Raw genomic sequence first — 13,952 nt, 5'->3', positions numbered from 1 at the left:
TAAGCGATGCCCTCCACGACTTGGCGGTGGTTCCGGAACGGGCGACCGCGCTGGCCGTCGGAACTGGGCAGCAACGGCTCAACGCGGGCCCACTGATCATCGGTAAAGACTTGGAAACGAGACACGCACCCAAGTTTTCCAGCCGGCGGTCAGCCTATTTGGGAGACACGCCCTAGTCCTGGTGCGTCCCAGCGGATAAGGCAAAACCAAGAAAGCCCTCCGGGTTCCCCTGCTGGGATCCCGGAGGGCATTCCTCGTATTCAGGTGAAGGAGGCAGGTGCCTAGGCCTTGGCCTTCTCGCGGCCGCTTTCGGTTGCTTCCTTCTCGATCCCGGACTTCAGGATGGCGTGGAGCGTGGTCTCATAATGGGTCCGTAGCAGCCGCGAGGCGACTTCGGGGTTGCGGTCCAATGCGGCGGCCAGGATGTCCCGGTGTTCCTGGGCAATGTCGCGGTCCATGAAGCGTGTGGCACGGCCTGCCCAGCGGCCGTACAGCTGGGACAAGTCGGACAGGGTGGACGCGAGGTCGATCAGCACCGGGACCCCGCAGGCCTCGAGTAACTTGGCATGGAACGCCTGGTGGGCGCGGTCCCACGCCTCTGTCAACTCGCCCTCATCGCTCGCCTCGCGGTAGGGGGTCCGCTCCAGCGTGTGGTGGGCCGCGATGAGCTCGGATTCCCAGGCCAGGTCCCCGCGCTGGATTGCCAGTCCCACGCCAAACTCCTCCGAGACGCAGCGCAGCTCCGTGATGTCTTTGATCTCGGCCAGCGAAAGCGTTGGCACGAAGAACCCGCGGTTCGGTTTGAGCACCACCAGGCGGTCCCCGACCAGCCGCGTCAGTGCCTCGCGGATCACCGTACTGCTGGTCTTGTAGTGCTTGGTGAGCGACACCAGTTGCAGCTTGTCTCCGGCGGCCCAGCGGCCGGCCAGAATGTCATCCCGGAGCGAGTCCCGGATCTGCGTGCTGAGGGTCTCAGACTCGATACTTTTCGACATGTGCATTATTGTACCGGCTAGCCAATAATGTTTTCTTTATTGACTTATGCAAATTCTTTCCTAAGCTTGTATCAGCCGTACGGAGCGACCTGAATCACACCAGATCCCGTCATTACCTAGGAGAACCGCCGTGACCAACTCCACCACCGAAGCAGTCCAGACCCGCGAGGAGCGCATCGTCGATGACCTCTACTGGCGGGACCGGTACGAGCCCATCACGGAAGACGACGAGTTCCTGCGCAGGATTGTGGATACCTCGGACCTTCCGGCGCTGATGGTGGCCCTGGCTGCAGTAACCGGAGACTTTTCCATCCTGCGTGAGGACTTGCGTCCGCCGCAGCCGCCCGCAGAAATCGTGGGTATGCCGCATGGTGGCATGACGCCGGAGCAGCAGGGCAGGGCACGCGCGCTTGCCTTCGACGCACTCAAGCGGGTGCGCGAGGATCACCTGACCAGTGTCGGAACGCTGACCGAGGCCCAGGCCGATGACATCCTCACCTGGATCACCAACGCGGCCAACCCCGAATACCACCCCATGCTGATGCACGACATGGCACTGGTTGAAGGCAAGAGCGGCAAGCCGACGTGGGACTTCAAGGACATCGCCCTGGGCCGGGAGTTCAGCGTGGCCGTCATCGGGTCCGGGGTTTCCGGCATGGCGGCCGCCTTCCGGCTGAAACAGGCCGGCATTCCCTACACCGTGTTCGAAAAAGGCCACACCGTCGGCGGCACCTGGTGGAAGAACACTTACCCCGGCGTGCGCCTCGACACCCCCAACTACGCCTACAGCTTCTCCTTCGCCCAGCGTGACGACTGGCCCCAGCAGTTCTCGCAGGGGTCGGAGATTTTTGAATACACCCGGCAGGTGGCCGAGCGCGGCGGCATCCTGGGCGAGATCGAATTCAACACCGAGGTGACCTCGGCCAGCTACGACGAGGCGTCGGGGCTGTGGAACGTGGACATCATCGATGCCTCCGGACGGCCGGTCAGCCGCCGGTTCAACGCCGTCCTCTCCGCCGTAGGCCAGCTGGACCGGCCCAAGTACCCGGACGTTCCGGGACGCCTGGACTTCGCCGGGATCCAGATGCACTCCGCCGAATGGGACAACAGCGTTGATGTGACCGGAAAGCGCGTGGCCGTCATCGGCACCGGCGCCAGCGCCTACCAGATCGTCCCCGCGATCGTCGATCAGGTCTCTTCACTGACCGTCTTCCAGCGCAGCTCTCCTTGGATGCTGCCCACACAGGGCTACTATGCGGACATGCCGGACTCAGTCCAGTGGCTGGTCCGCAAGCTCCCGCACTACGGGCAGTGGCTGCGGTTCTGGCAGCACTGGCTCGGCGTCGAGGGCCGGCAGCACACCACCGTGGCGGAACCGGGCTGGGACCAGCCCGGGAGTGTGTCCGCCGTCAACGCGCAGTGGCGCCAGGGGCTCACCGACATCCTGGCCAAGCAGTACCAGGACCGCCCGGACCTGCTCGCCAAGGTCACCCCGGACTACATCGTGGGCGGCAAGCGCATGCTCAGGGACAACGGCGTCTGGGCCGAGTCGCTGAAGAAGCCCCAGTCCATGCTGGTCACTGAGGGCATCGAACGCATGACCGCCGAGGGTATCGTCACGAAGGACGGCGTGCTCCATGAGGTGGACATCATCGTCTACGCCACTGGCTTCCAGGCCTCGGAGTTCCTCGAACCCTTGAAAATCACCGGCCTCCACGGCACCGACCTGCACGAGTACTGGGGCGGAGATGCCAAGGCCTTCGCCGGACTCACCGTTCCGAACTTTCCCAACCTGTTCATCATCACCGGCCCCAACACTGGCCATGTGGTCAATGGAAGCCTCTACTCGATGATCGAATACGGCGTCGAGTACATCCTTGAGTCGCTCCGCATCATCATCGAAAACGACCTGAAGGCCCTGGACCTGAAGCAGGAAGTCCTCGACGTATTCGTCGCCGGACTGGACGCCGCCAATGCCACCAAAGCATGGGGGCACCCCACTGTGCACACCTGGTACAAAAACAAATTCGGCCGAGTGTCGCAGATCTGGCCGCACCCGGTGTTGGACTTCTGGAAGATTACCCGCACCGTGAACCTCGACGACTACAACCAACTGGCATGAGAACCGCCGCAACAGAACCGCGGGCGGGCATCCGGTCCGGGGAGGCTATATATCTCAGGGAAACGCACGACGGCGTCGTCAGCGTCCGCGGCGTCCGTTACGGTGAGTGGTTGGATCCTACGGACCCTTTCTCAGCACTCGGTGATCCTTCACCGGAGCGTCCGCAGGCCGCCGCGACCGTCTTCCCGCAAAGTCCCGGATCATTGGATTGGCTGCTCGGCCCCGGCCTGTCCCGGATGCCCCAGGACGAGGATTCCTTCCTGCTCGACATTTGGGCGCCGGAGGACGCTCGGGATCTCCCGGTGCTGGTCTTCCTGCCCGGGGGAGCCTTCATCAGCGGCGCCGGGAACGTGCGCTGGTACGACGGCGCCCGGCTCGCCCGGGAGGGTGGCGTTGTGGTGGTCACCGTGAACTACCGCCTGGGCGCGTTTGGACTGCTCGACGGCGTTGGTCGGAGCAACGGCACTGTGGAACCCCGTGCGTGCAACCTGGCCGCCGGGGACATCTTGCAGGCATTGTCCTGGATTCACCGGAACATCACCGCGTTCGGCGGCAATCCAGGGGCAACCACCCTGGCGGGCCACTCTGCCGGCGCGTGGTACGCGTACGTGCTGAGCTTTGCCGAGCAGGCTCGCGGGCTATTCAACCGGACCGCCTTATTCAGCCTGCCCTGGCAGCCTCCCTTGAACGCGACGGAGTTCGACGAACGGTCCAGGCTGTTTGGCGCTGCCCTGGCCGATGGCAGCGATGACCGGCACAGCACCCCGGAGATCCTGGCTGCCCAGGCCGAGGTGTCCAGGGCCTTTGCCGGCAGGGGACTGGGCTTGATGCCAGCAGCGGATGGGGAGCTGGTACCTTCATGGGCCATGGACTTTGAAGCTGCTGTGGATGCCATGCATGTGGACGCACTGCTGTTGAGCAGCACGGACGATGAAGCTGCCGCGTTCCTGCACACCCTTCCGGTCCAGGCGGTCGGACCGGATCAGCTAGCCGGCTTTGTCGGAGCACACTTCGGAGCCGCCGATGAGGCCTTGTCCTTCATTGGGGAACGGCATCCCGGAGCGACAGACCACGCGAAGCTGGTGGAGGCCATCAGCCTGCATCAGTTCAGGCTGGCCGCCACGGAACTTGCAGGGCGGGCGGACCAGGCCGGCATCCCGGCCACGCTGCTGCGGTTCTCCGTGCGCAGCAGGCTGGGGGGCGCCGGCAGCGCGCACTGCTTCGAACTGCCCTTCCTGTTCGGGAACCGCCCGGACTGGGATGATGCACCGATGATGCAGGGGTTCCCTGCCGAGGTCTTCGACGACGTGTCGGACCGGCTCCGGCCGCTTCTGCTCGGCTTTGTTGCGGACGGGGTGCCGCGGACGACCGAAGGCCGGCCCGTGCCCCGCTTCGATCCGCAGAGCCCGGCACTGTATGTGGTGGGCGAATCCGGAAGTGGCACCGCCGTCGTCGAGCCTGAACTGCGTCCGCGACGCTAGGTCCGCCGCTGCCACCGCGGGACACGATTTGAACGAAAGAAACCAGTGGAGCCGTCCAAGGGCCGGCTCCACTGGCGTTTAACGGACTTTGACCGACCTTAGAAGCTGGTGATCACCGAGCGGGCCACCGATCCGCCGCGCAGCAGGTCATAGCCTTCATTGATCTGGTCCAACGAGATGTGCCGGGAGACCAGCTCATCCAGCTTGAAGCGGCCCTGCAGGTACAGCTCCGCGTACATCGGGATGTCGATCTTCAGGTTGGTGGAACCCATGGCCACGCCCCGGATCCCCTTCTGCTTACCCATCAGGTCGCCGAACGGGGTCACCTCCAGACGGGTCTGCGGTTTTTGGACACCGATCAGGAACGCTGTGCCGCCAATCTCCAGCATGGCGACGGCGTCCATTGCGGTCTGCTTCAGGCCGATCACCTCGAAGGAACAGGTGACGCCACCGCCGGTGAGGTCCTTGACTGCCTGCACGGAATTCCCGTCCGCGGCGTTGACGATGTCTGTTGCGCCGAACACTTTGGCGAGGTCAAGCTTGTCCGGCTGAAGATCGATGGCGACGATTCTGCGCGCCCCGGCCAGGGCGGCGCCCTGGATGACGTTGAGTCCCACTCCACCGCAACCGATGACGGCAATAGTGTCTCCCGGGCGGATGCGTGCCGAGTTGATGGCTGCCCCGGCTCCTGTCACTACACCGCAGCCCAGGAGTGCGGCGCGGTCAAAGGGGATGTCCTTGCTGACGGAGACCACCGTGTTCTCGTGGACGAGTACCTGCTCGGCGAAACCACCGACACCGATGAACTGAGTCAGTGCCTCGCCGTTGCGGCTCAGCCGCGGGCGCTGGCCCGCTATCCGCTGGGTTTCCTGCGGGTGGCGGCACTGGTAGGGGCGGCCGGTCAGGCATCCGCGGCAGTGGCCGCAGCTGTGGATCGGCGATGACACCACATGATCGCCCACGCGGAACTCCGTCACGTCCGGGCCCACTTCGGCCACCACACCGGCGACCTCGTGGCCCAGCACGGCGGGCATGGGGAAGCCCACGTTGGTTTCAGCCACGTGCATGTCGCTGTGGCACAGGCCGCTGGCGCGGACGTCGATGAGCACCTCACGGTCGGTCGGATCGGCGATGCCGATGTCCTGGACCTGGAACGGCTGACCCACACCGTCGAGTACTGCTGCTTTCATTCCTGGTGGTTCCCCTCGCTGGGTGAGCCGGACTTGCCGGCATGGACGTGACGCGGCCCACAAATGTAAATATAGTGTTACGGGAAGTGCAAAATCTATAAATTATCGATTATTTTCGGCGCGGCCACTCACGCTCACCCGCCAGACAAGGGAGTCCCAGGATGAAAGCTGCAGTCATCAACGAAATCAATGGCCGTTTCAATGTGGAAGAGATCAGTATTGGTGAACCGGTGGGCCGCGAGGTCTTGGTGGAAGTCAAGGCTGCCGGGCTGTGCCACTCGGATCTGCTGGTTGCCTCGATAGACCGCGGGCGCCCGCTGCCCATGGTTGTCGGGCATGAAATGGCCGGTGTCGTGGCCGCCGTCGGACCTGATGTCCGGGACCTTGCTGTCGGGGACCATGTGGTCGGCTCCGAAGTGAAGTTCTGCGGGCACTGCGAGGAATGCCTGGCCGGCCACAGCTACCGTTGCGTCAGCCCTGGCGAAGTGTCCCGGCCGCGCGCCGCCGGGTCCAAGCTGAGCCGAAGCAGCGGTGATGTGCACGCCTTCGGGGTCGCGGCCTTTGCCGAGTACACCATCTGCCACGCCAATTCTCTGGTGCGGATCCCGAAGGAGCTCCCCTTCCCGCAGGCGGCCGTGCTCAGCTGCGCGGCCATCACTGGCGTGGGGGCGGCGCTCAACACGGCCAAGGTCCAGCCCGGCGACACTGTTGCCGTGATCGGGTTGGGCGGCATAGGCCTTAATATTCTGTCCGGGGCCCGGATTGCCGGGGCCACCACGATCATCGGCATCGACGTGCATCCAGCCAAGCTGGAACTGGCGGCCCGCTTCGGCGCCACCCATGTGGTGAACTCCGCCGAGGATGACGCGGTGATCAGGGTTCGGGAGATCAGCGGGCGCGGTGTGCATCACTCCTTCGAGGCCATCGGGCTCGGGATGACCCAAACCCAGGCCATCGAGATGACCAGGGTTGGCGGCGGCGCCTACCTCATCGGCATACCCCAGGGCGCGCCCCTGGAGGTGGATGTACTGCGCTCCCTCATTGCGTCGCAGCGCCGCATCCAAGGTGTCTATATGGGGTCGAGCAACATCCGCCGGGACATCCCTATGTACGCCGAGCTCTACCTGCAGGGCAGGCTGAACCTGGACGACCTGGTGGCGCAGGAAATCCCGCTCGAGGGCATCAACGACGCCTACCGGCTGCAGGAGTCGGGCGCGATCGCCCGCAGCGTCATTACGTCGTTCTGATGGTAGGGGCGGACGGTGGGTCATCATGGCCATTGCCAACCTCTGCATTTTTATATAAAATCTTTCAAAGAATGCATTTTCATCTCACAATGTTGTGAGAGTTTCCCGGGGGCACCAGGACCGGTGCCCGCCAAGAAGGAGTTCAAAGTGACTGCACGCACCGGAGCAGAGTACAAGCAGGGCCTCGATGATGGCCGCGAAGTCTGGCTGGGCTCGGAAAGGATCTCCGTTCTCGAGCACCCTGCCTTCAAGGGGTCGGTCGAAGGTATGGCGGGCTACTTCGACTACCAGCACAAGTACGCGGCGGACTGCCTGACCACCCACCCGGAGACGGGCGAGTCCATGAACGTCAGCCTCTCGCTGCCGCGCAATGCCGAGGACATTGCCCGGCGTCACCGCGCCTTCGACCGGCTGGCCCGCTACTCCAACGGCATGCTGGGCCGCACGCCGGACTACGTCAACGTGGTCCTGGCCGGCCATGTCTCCCGTCAGGACATTTTCGACCGCTCCGGAGATCCCGTGTACCACCAGCGACTGGCGGCTTACCACCGGGAAGTGGTCGAAAAGGACCTCGCGTTGACCCACACCATCGTGCACGCCGCAATCGACAAGAGCGTCGGCGAGTTGCAGGGCATGAACGAGGAACTCACCCTCCGGGTGGTCGAGCGGACGGAGCAGGGCCTGATCGTCAAGGGCGCCAAGATGCTGGCCACCCTCGGCCCCATCGCGGACGAGCTCTACGTCTACCCCGCGGTGCCCATCCAGAAGGGCTTCGAAGAATACGCCATATCCTTCGCCATTCCGGTGTCCACTCCCGGCGTCGTGGCCGTCTGCCGGGACCACTACGGTGTGGACGCCGACGTTGCGGACAAACCGTTTTCAGCGCGCTTTGACGAGCAGGACGCGGTCATTATTTTCGACGACGTGCTGGTGCCGTGGGACCGAGTGTTCATCGACGGCAACCTGGACGTCTACAACGCCATCAACGCCGGCACTGCCTCCGGCAACACCCAGCAGCAGACTGCCATCCGCGCGGCCGTGAAGCTGGAGTTCGCCTACGATCTCTGCACGCAGATCGCCAAGGTGACCGGCACTGAGAACAAGCCCGACGTCGGTGCGATGCTCGGCGAGATCTACACCTACCTGCGCCTCACCCGGGCTGCCATCCACTCCGCGGAAATGCGGGCCTCGGACTGGGGTGACGGGGCGTTTTTCTGCCACGACGACATCAGCGCACTGCGCGCCATCATGCCCGGCTGGATGATCCGCATCAACGAAATCATCAAGTCCATGGGCTCGCACAACCTGTTGGCCACCCCCACGGGCGGCGCCTTCAACGATCCGCGACTGGGCCCGTTGCTGAAGAAGTACCTGCCCGGCGCCAACGGCATCAGCGCCCAGGAACGCGCCCGCATTATGCGCACCGCCTGGGACTTTGCGGGCTCGGCATTGGGCAGCCGGATCGAGCTTTACGAACGCTTCTACCTCGGCAGCATCGGCCGCGCCCGCGCCCTGGACCACCGCAAAGCCCAGGCCGCCGGGGAGACCGGCGCCTACAAAGCGATGTTCGAGGAAATCGACGGGCCGCGCGTCGCGGCGCGGGCCGCTGCGTCCAACGGTGCAGCACAGCCGGACGGCGGATCTGCCACCTCCGCCAAAGACCGTGTCGCTGTTGAGGCAAGGGTTTAGTTCTGCCATGACGGCGCAGACAGCGGAGGCCGCCGCCCTCGAAGCCAGTGTGGAAAATATGACAGGCACCGTCTCCCGGCATGTCGCGGATACCGGCTTCGAGGCCTTCGACGCCGGCACGGTAGACCGCGCCAAAACCCGGATCATCGACTCGCTGGGCAACATCGCCGCAGGCCACCGCGCCCAGGGCAACCGCTCCGTCCTGGACCTTGCCCGCCGGTGGGGTGGTGCCCAGGAAGCGAGCGTGCTGGTCCACGGTGTCCGCCTGCCGGCCCACAACGCAGCCATGGTCAATGCGGTGATGATGCGGTCCTACGACTTCGAGCCGATCGGCGCGGAATATGAGGACCACACGCAGTCCGCCGCCCATATCAGCGGGACCACCGTTCCGGTGGCGCTCGCCGTCGCGGAGCAGCAGCGGTCTTCTGGCCGGGACCTGCTGACGGCACTGATTGTGGGGGACGACCTCACCTCGCGCCTGGCCGCGGCGTCGGGCTTCGACGTCTATAGCGGCCAGGACAATACGGGCACCGTCAACGGCCTCGGCGGCACCGCCGTGGCCGCCAAACTGATGGGGCTGGACGCTGGCCAGGTCCGGAATGCGCTGGGAATCGCAGTGAACCAGTTGTCCGGAACCGTGGCTAACATCTTCGATCAAACCCTCGCGTTTAAGCTGCCCATCGCCTTCGCCGCCCGCAACTCCGTTGTATCGGCGGAGCTGGCGTCCGCCGGGTTCACGGGTCCGGAGGATGCCATCTCGGGCCGCCACGGATTCCTGGACATGTACTGCTCCTCACCGGCGCCGGAGAAAGTGACCCGCCGGCTCGGCCAGGCCTTCTATGCAGACTGTGTCATCAAGCCGTGGGCTTCCTGCCGGGCCAGCCACCCCTCACTGGATGCTTGCGTGCGGCTGGCCACGGAGAACAGGCTGAACGAGGACGAGATCGAGGAGATCCTCATCCACGTGACACCGCGGACTCTGAAAGGTTTCGTGGGCCAGCCGTTCGTCATCGGGGAATGTCCGGAGGTGTCGGGCGCGTTCAGCATCCGGTTCACGGCCGCCACCGCCCTGATGTATAGGACGGTGCGGCCGGAACACCTTACGTTGGAGCACATGCAGGATCCGCGGCTGCAGCGGCTGCTGGACAAGATCCGGCTCGTTGATTCGCTACCGCCGACGGAATCGCTCACCGCGGAAGTGGAGCTGCGGCTCCGGGACGGTTCCGTGCTCAGGACCCGGACGGATGTGCCCAGGGGGGACATCTACGCCAGCCCCATGAGCGAGGCGGAGATCCTGGACAAGTACTTCGCCAACGCCGAGTTCGGCGGCAGGACCTCACGCAGGAACGCCGAGGAAGCGGTCCGGCTCATCCAGCGCTTAGAGGAGCTGGACAGCCTGACGCCCCTCATCAAACTCTTCACACCCAACCTTCAGCACTAAATCCCAGGAGGATGAAATGAACACAGAACAGGTTGTATCCACCGCGGAGATCACCGTCGATCCCGCTGCTTTCCGCCACGTCGTGGGCCACTTCGCCAGCGGCGTCACCGTGATCACTACGGTTGTTGACGGCGAACTCTACGGCACCACCGCATCTGCCGTGTCCTCGCTGTCCATGGAGCCGCCCATGATGCTCGCCTGCCTCAACCGCTCCAGCTCCACGCACGACGCCGTGCTGAAGGCCGGAGTGTTCGGCATCAACATCCTGGCCGAGGACCAGAGCGATCTTGCCATGAAGTTCGGCCGCAAGGGCGGAGACAAGTTCGACGGCGTCTCGGTCACCCTGTCCGCGGAGGGTGTTCCCATGCTGGACGGCGCGCTCGCCACCATCGTCTGCCGGGTCGCGGAAACGCCCACCGGCGGCACGCACACCGTGTTCCTCGGCGAGGTCACGGACGCCAAGGCCACTGCGGGGGAGCCATTGGCGTACTTCCGCGGCGCCTTCGGCCGGCTGGAACGGGTCAAGGAGCTCGCGGCCTACGACGCCGTGCGCGACTGGGTCCTGGGCCGCCGCACCCCGCTGAACCAGGCGCTGGATCCGGTGGAGATCGCGGCCCAGGCCAAGTCCGATCCCCAAAACGTCCACAATGCCCTCGTGAAGTTGACGGCCGAGTCACTGGTCACCCGGGGGGACCGGGGCGAATTCCTGCCGGCGCCCATCACCCGCCAGCTCACGGACAGTGTCTACGACGGCCGCCTCACCATTGAACTGGGCGTCCTGGCCAGCCATTTCGACAAGTTCTCGGACGAGGACATCGCGGAACTCAGTCACCTCACCGATGAGCTGGCACTGCTGCGCCAGGGCGGCAAGGAGGCGCTTGACACGTTCCTCAAAACCAACGCGAAGTACCACAACCGCCTGGTGAGCGTGGCGGGCTCGGCCCAGCTCACGGACGCTTTCCGACGCCTGGGAATCGGTACGGTGTGGCGCGAGGCCCTCAACAGCGAAGAGTGGGCCCGGAAGATGGACCACAGCCACATCGTGGAGCTCACGGCGGCGCTGAAGGACCATGACTACGCACGGGCAGCGGAAGCCCTGCGCCTGCACACAGAATTTGGCAAGGAACTCGCCAGCGACGTCATCGCCCGTCATGGAGGAATGGTGTAACCGGTTCGCGCCTGACATGAAGGCCCCAGTCCGGAGACATCCGGACTGGGGCCTTCTTCTGTCGCCGGAAAAAATCGGTTTGAGTCTCCAGTGAACGTACGGCCTTCAGGGAGATAAGCAAAAGGAGCATGGCAGCCGGTGTGGCCGCCATGCTCCTCCCTCTTCGGGAATTTTGGTTTAGTGCCGGGGAACCTGGACACCTGCACGGGCAGAAAGATCCGGTACATAGCGTTCCAGCGACTTCAGCACGGCCTCCACGCGGCCCGGCATTGCTGCTGCGGCCACGTAACGGTCCGGCCTTACCGCCAGGGTGATGCCCGAGCCCATCAGGGCGGTGAATGCCCCTGTGGCATCGTTGACCCGCACGGGCGCGTCCGAACCGGCTCCCAGCTGCTGTATCTCCATTCTGGAATTCCCCGCTTCGGCCGGGAAACTCAGCAGCGCCCAACCGGTGCCCAACACAGTGTCCAACGGCACGTTGCCGGTGGGCCCGGCATCGCCGGGGTTCACCTGCGGCTGGGACAGAGACCGGCCAATGAGGGCTGCTGCGGCTTTGGGTACGTCCGGTCCGGCAAGTACTACGCAGCCATCGGTAAAGTGCGGCTGTTTGAGGAACTTCATCCCCGCAAGCCACCCCTTGGCTGCCGGCACTACGCCCAGGGCGTTGATGGCGGCATCGCGGAGTGCGGTGAGCGCCGGATTGGTATTCATCACCACTTTGCCGATCCGGTGGGAGAGGCGGACCATGTCCACGGCGTGCGGGCGGCGTTCTGTCTGGTACGTGTCCACCAGGGATTTGGTTCCCGCGCCCTTTACGTGCGCCGCCACTTTCCACGCCAGGTTGGCGGCGTCGCGGATTCCGGCGTTCAAGGCCTGGCCTGCAAACGGCGGCATCATGTGCGCTGCATCGCCAGCAAGGAGCACATGACCCACACGGTAGCTCAGGGCAACCCGCTGGTGAGCCACATAGACTGCGGCCCGGCGGATGTCTTGGGGGACAATGCGCTGGAACGGCTGGATGAGCCTGATGATGCTCTCCGGTGCTGTGACCTGCGCGGCATCCTCGCCGGGCAAGAGCATGAACTCGTACCGGCGCCGGCCTTTAACGCCGGGGACCACCACAACGGGACGCTTCCCGTTGCAGTGGAATTCGGAGAAGTGCTCCGGTTCTCCCGGGCTGTTGACGATGTCCACCACGATCCACTTCTGCACCTGGGTTGAGCCTTCCATGGGCAGGCCCAGCTGGGAGCGGACAGGACTCCGGCCACCGTCGCAGGCCACCACCCATTTCGAGCGGACGGTGCGCCTGCCTCCGTCGTCGATCAATACGGTGTCCACATGTCCGGGAGCATCGGTGATCCGGAAGGCCTCTGTGTTGAAGCGGACATCGATGAGCGGACGGCTTTGTGCAGCGTCCAGCAGGAGTTTTTCCATGACCGGCTGGTCAAACTGGGATTTCCCCGGCTGGCCCAGACGGGGACTGGCGGGGTGGACCTCGGCGAGGAGCTGTTCCCTGCGGCCGAAATAGCGAGCCCCCGTGTCCATGAGCATTTCCGGCGCCAAATCGTCCATGACGCCGATCTGCTGCATGACACGCAGGGTTTCGTCGGTGACGCTGATGGCCCGGGGCTCGTCGCTGGTGCCGCCGTGGCGTTCCACCAGCATGACTTCCACGTCCTGGTCCGCCAGCAGGTTTGCCATAGCAAGGCCGATCGGCCCGGCGCCAATGACCAGCACATCTGTGTGCATGATGGCGTCCATGTCAGGCGACGAGCTCAACGGTGTTCCGCAGCGTGCCCAGGCCAGTGATCTCAACCTCCACCACGTCACCTTCGGACAGCAGGCCGGACGGCTGCATGAACAGGCCGACGCCGCCGGGCGTCCCGGTGACGATGACATCGCCGGGGGAGAGCCGGGTGAAGCCGGTGACGTACGCGATCAGCTGCGGGATCGTGAAGTAGAGGTCTGACACCGATGCCTTCTGGCGGGTCTCTCCGTTGACGCGGGTCTCGAGCGTGAGTTCGTTGACATCGCCCAGGTCCGCAGCCGGGACAAGGTACGGGCCGAAGCCGCCGGTGCCAGGGAAGTTCTTGCCGGGGATCCATTGGGACGCGGCGAGCTGCCAGTCCCTAACGCTGAGGTCGTTGTAGGCCGCGTACCCGGCGACGCAGCCAAATGCCTCGTCCTCGGAGACATGGAAGGCTTCCTTGCCGATGACGAGGGCCATTTCGCCCTCGTAGTCGAACTTAGTGGTGGTGGCCGGCATCTGTGCGGCCTGGAGGTGGCCCATCTGCGAGTCGGCGAAGCGGGTGAAGACCGTGGGCGCCTTTTGCTCCGTTTTGCCGGATTCTTCCTGGTGGCTGCGGTAGTTCACGCCGATGCAGATGATCTTGCCCGGGTCCGTGATCGCCGGAAGGAATTCAATGTCGGATTCCGCGTAGGTGGGGGCAGTGCGGAAGGATGCGGGCAGCTCGCCGAAAATGCCCTGCTCGACGGCGGAACGCAGTGTCCGTGCAAGGTTCAGGCCGGTGGGGCCGAGATCGAAGGCCTGGCCGTCGATGCTGACGCCCCAGGTGCTGGAACCGGTGGGTGTGAGAAAACTTGCGTATTTCATGAGGG

General features: G+C 64.6%; 11 protein-coding genes. 6 read left to right on the top strand and 5 right to left on the bottom strand.

Annotated features, from left to right (window positions below; genetic code table 11):
- Positions 1–125, bottom strand: a 125-nt coding sequence (locus tag PY310_RS21660; RefSeq protein WP_419095499.1) for a transposase, incomplete at its 3' end; no start/stop codon positions are given.
- Positions 126–281: 156 nt separating this feature from the next.
- Positions 282–995 (bottom strand): GntR family transcriptional regulator, encoded by a 714-nt coding sequence (locus PY310_RS15255; protein ID WP_275215317.1) that lies wholly within the window; start codon positions 993–995, stop codon positions 282–284.
- Between the two features lie 130 nt (positions 996–1,125).
- Between PY310_RS15255 and PY310_RS15250 the strand changes: the two genes are divergently transcribed.
- Positions 1,126–3,117 carry a flavin-containing monooxygenase gene (locus PY310_RS15250; protein ID WP_275215316.1) on the top strand — a complete coding sequence of 664 codons (1,992 nt, stop codon included), beginning with the start codon at positions 1,126–1,128 and terminating at the stop codon, positions 3,115–3,117.
- Positions 3,114–4,598 carry a carboxylesterase family protein gene (locus PY310_RS15245; RefSeq protein WP_275215315.1) on the top strand — a complete coding sequence of 495 codons (1,485 nt, stop codon included), beginning with the start codon at positions 3,114–3,116 and terminating at the stop codon, positions 4,596–4,598. The genes PY310_RS15250 and PY310_RS15245 overlap by 4 nt, the downstream gene beginning before the upstream one ends.
- 98 nt (positions 4,599–4,696) lie before the next feature.
- Here PY310_RS15245 and PY310_RS15240 read toward each other — a convergent pair whose 3' ends face one another.
- The gene (locus tag PY310_RS15240; protein ID WP_275215314.1) at positions 4,697–5,788 is read right to left on the bottom strand and encodes a Zn-dependent alcohol dehydrogenase; all 1,092 of its coding nucleotides are present in this window, start codon (positions 5,786–5,788) and stop codon (positions 4,697–4,699) included.
- Between the two features lie 161 nt (positions 5,789–5,949).
- On the opposite strand from PY310_RS15240, the gene PY310_RS15235 reads away from it, so the two are divergent.
- From PY310_RS15235 to PY310_RS15220, 4 genes are all read left to right on the top strand, one after another.
- Positions 5,950–7,035, top strand: coding sequence for a Zn-dependent alcohol dehydrogenase (locus tag PY310_RS15235; RefSeq protein WP_275215313.1), 1,086 nt, complete (start codon positions 5,950–5,952; stop codon positions 7,033–7,035).
- A gap of 147 nt (positions 7,036–7,182) precedes the next feature.
- Positions 7,183–8,724: a 4-hydroxyphenylacetate 3-hydroxylase N-terminal domain-containing protein gene (locus PY310_RS15230; RefSeq protein ID WP_275215312.1), complete on the top strand. Its 1,542-nt coding sequence runs from the start codon at positions 7,183–7,185 to the stop codon at positions 8,722–8,724.
- Between the two features lie 7 nt (positions 8,725–8,731).
- Positions 8,732–10,165, top strand: a complete 1,434-nt coding sequence (locus tag PY310_RS15225) for an MmgE/PrpD family protein (protein ID WP_275215311.1) — start codon at positions 8,732–8,734, stop codon at positions 10,163–10,165.
- Between the two features lie 16 nt (positions 10,166–10,181).
- The gene (locus PY310_RS15220) at positions 10,182–11,333 is read left to right on the top strand and encodes a flavin reductase (protein ID WP_275215310.1); all 1,152 of its coding nucleotides are present in this window, start codon (positions 10,182–10,184) and stop codon (positions 11,331–11,333) included.
- 177 nt (positions 11,334–11,510) lie between these two features.
- Here PY310_RS15220 and PY310_RS15215 read toward each other — a convergent pair whose 3' ends face one another.
- Together PY310_RS15215 and PY310_RS15210 are read right to left on the bottom strand one after the other, a co-directional pair.
- Positions 11,511–13,082 (bottom strand): FAD-dependent monooxygenase, encoded by a 1,572-nt coding sequence (locus PY310_RS15215; protein WP_275215309.1) that lies wholly within the window; start codon positions 13,080–13,082, stop codon positions 11,511–11,513.
- 13 nt (positions 13,083–13,095) lie between these two features.
- Positions 13,096–13,947 carry a fumarylacetoacetate hydrolase family protein gene (locus PY310_RS15210; RefSeq protein ID WP_275215308.1) on the bottom strand — a complete coding sequence of 284 codons (852 nt, stop codon included), beginning with the start codon at positions 13,945–13,947 and terminating at the stop codon, positions 13,096–13,098.
- Between the last annotated feature and the right edge of the window lie 5 nt (positions 13,948–13,952).

The sequence above is a fragment of the Pseudarthrobacter naphthalenicus genome (genome assembly GCF_029076445.1).
Classification (GTDB): domain Bacteria; phylum Actinomycetota; class Actinomycetes; order Actinomycetales; family Micrococcaceae; genus Arthrobacter; species Arthrobacter naphthalenicus.
Note: the sequence above shows the minus strand (reverse complement) of the source record. Positions and strands in the feature narration are given on the sequence as shown.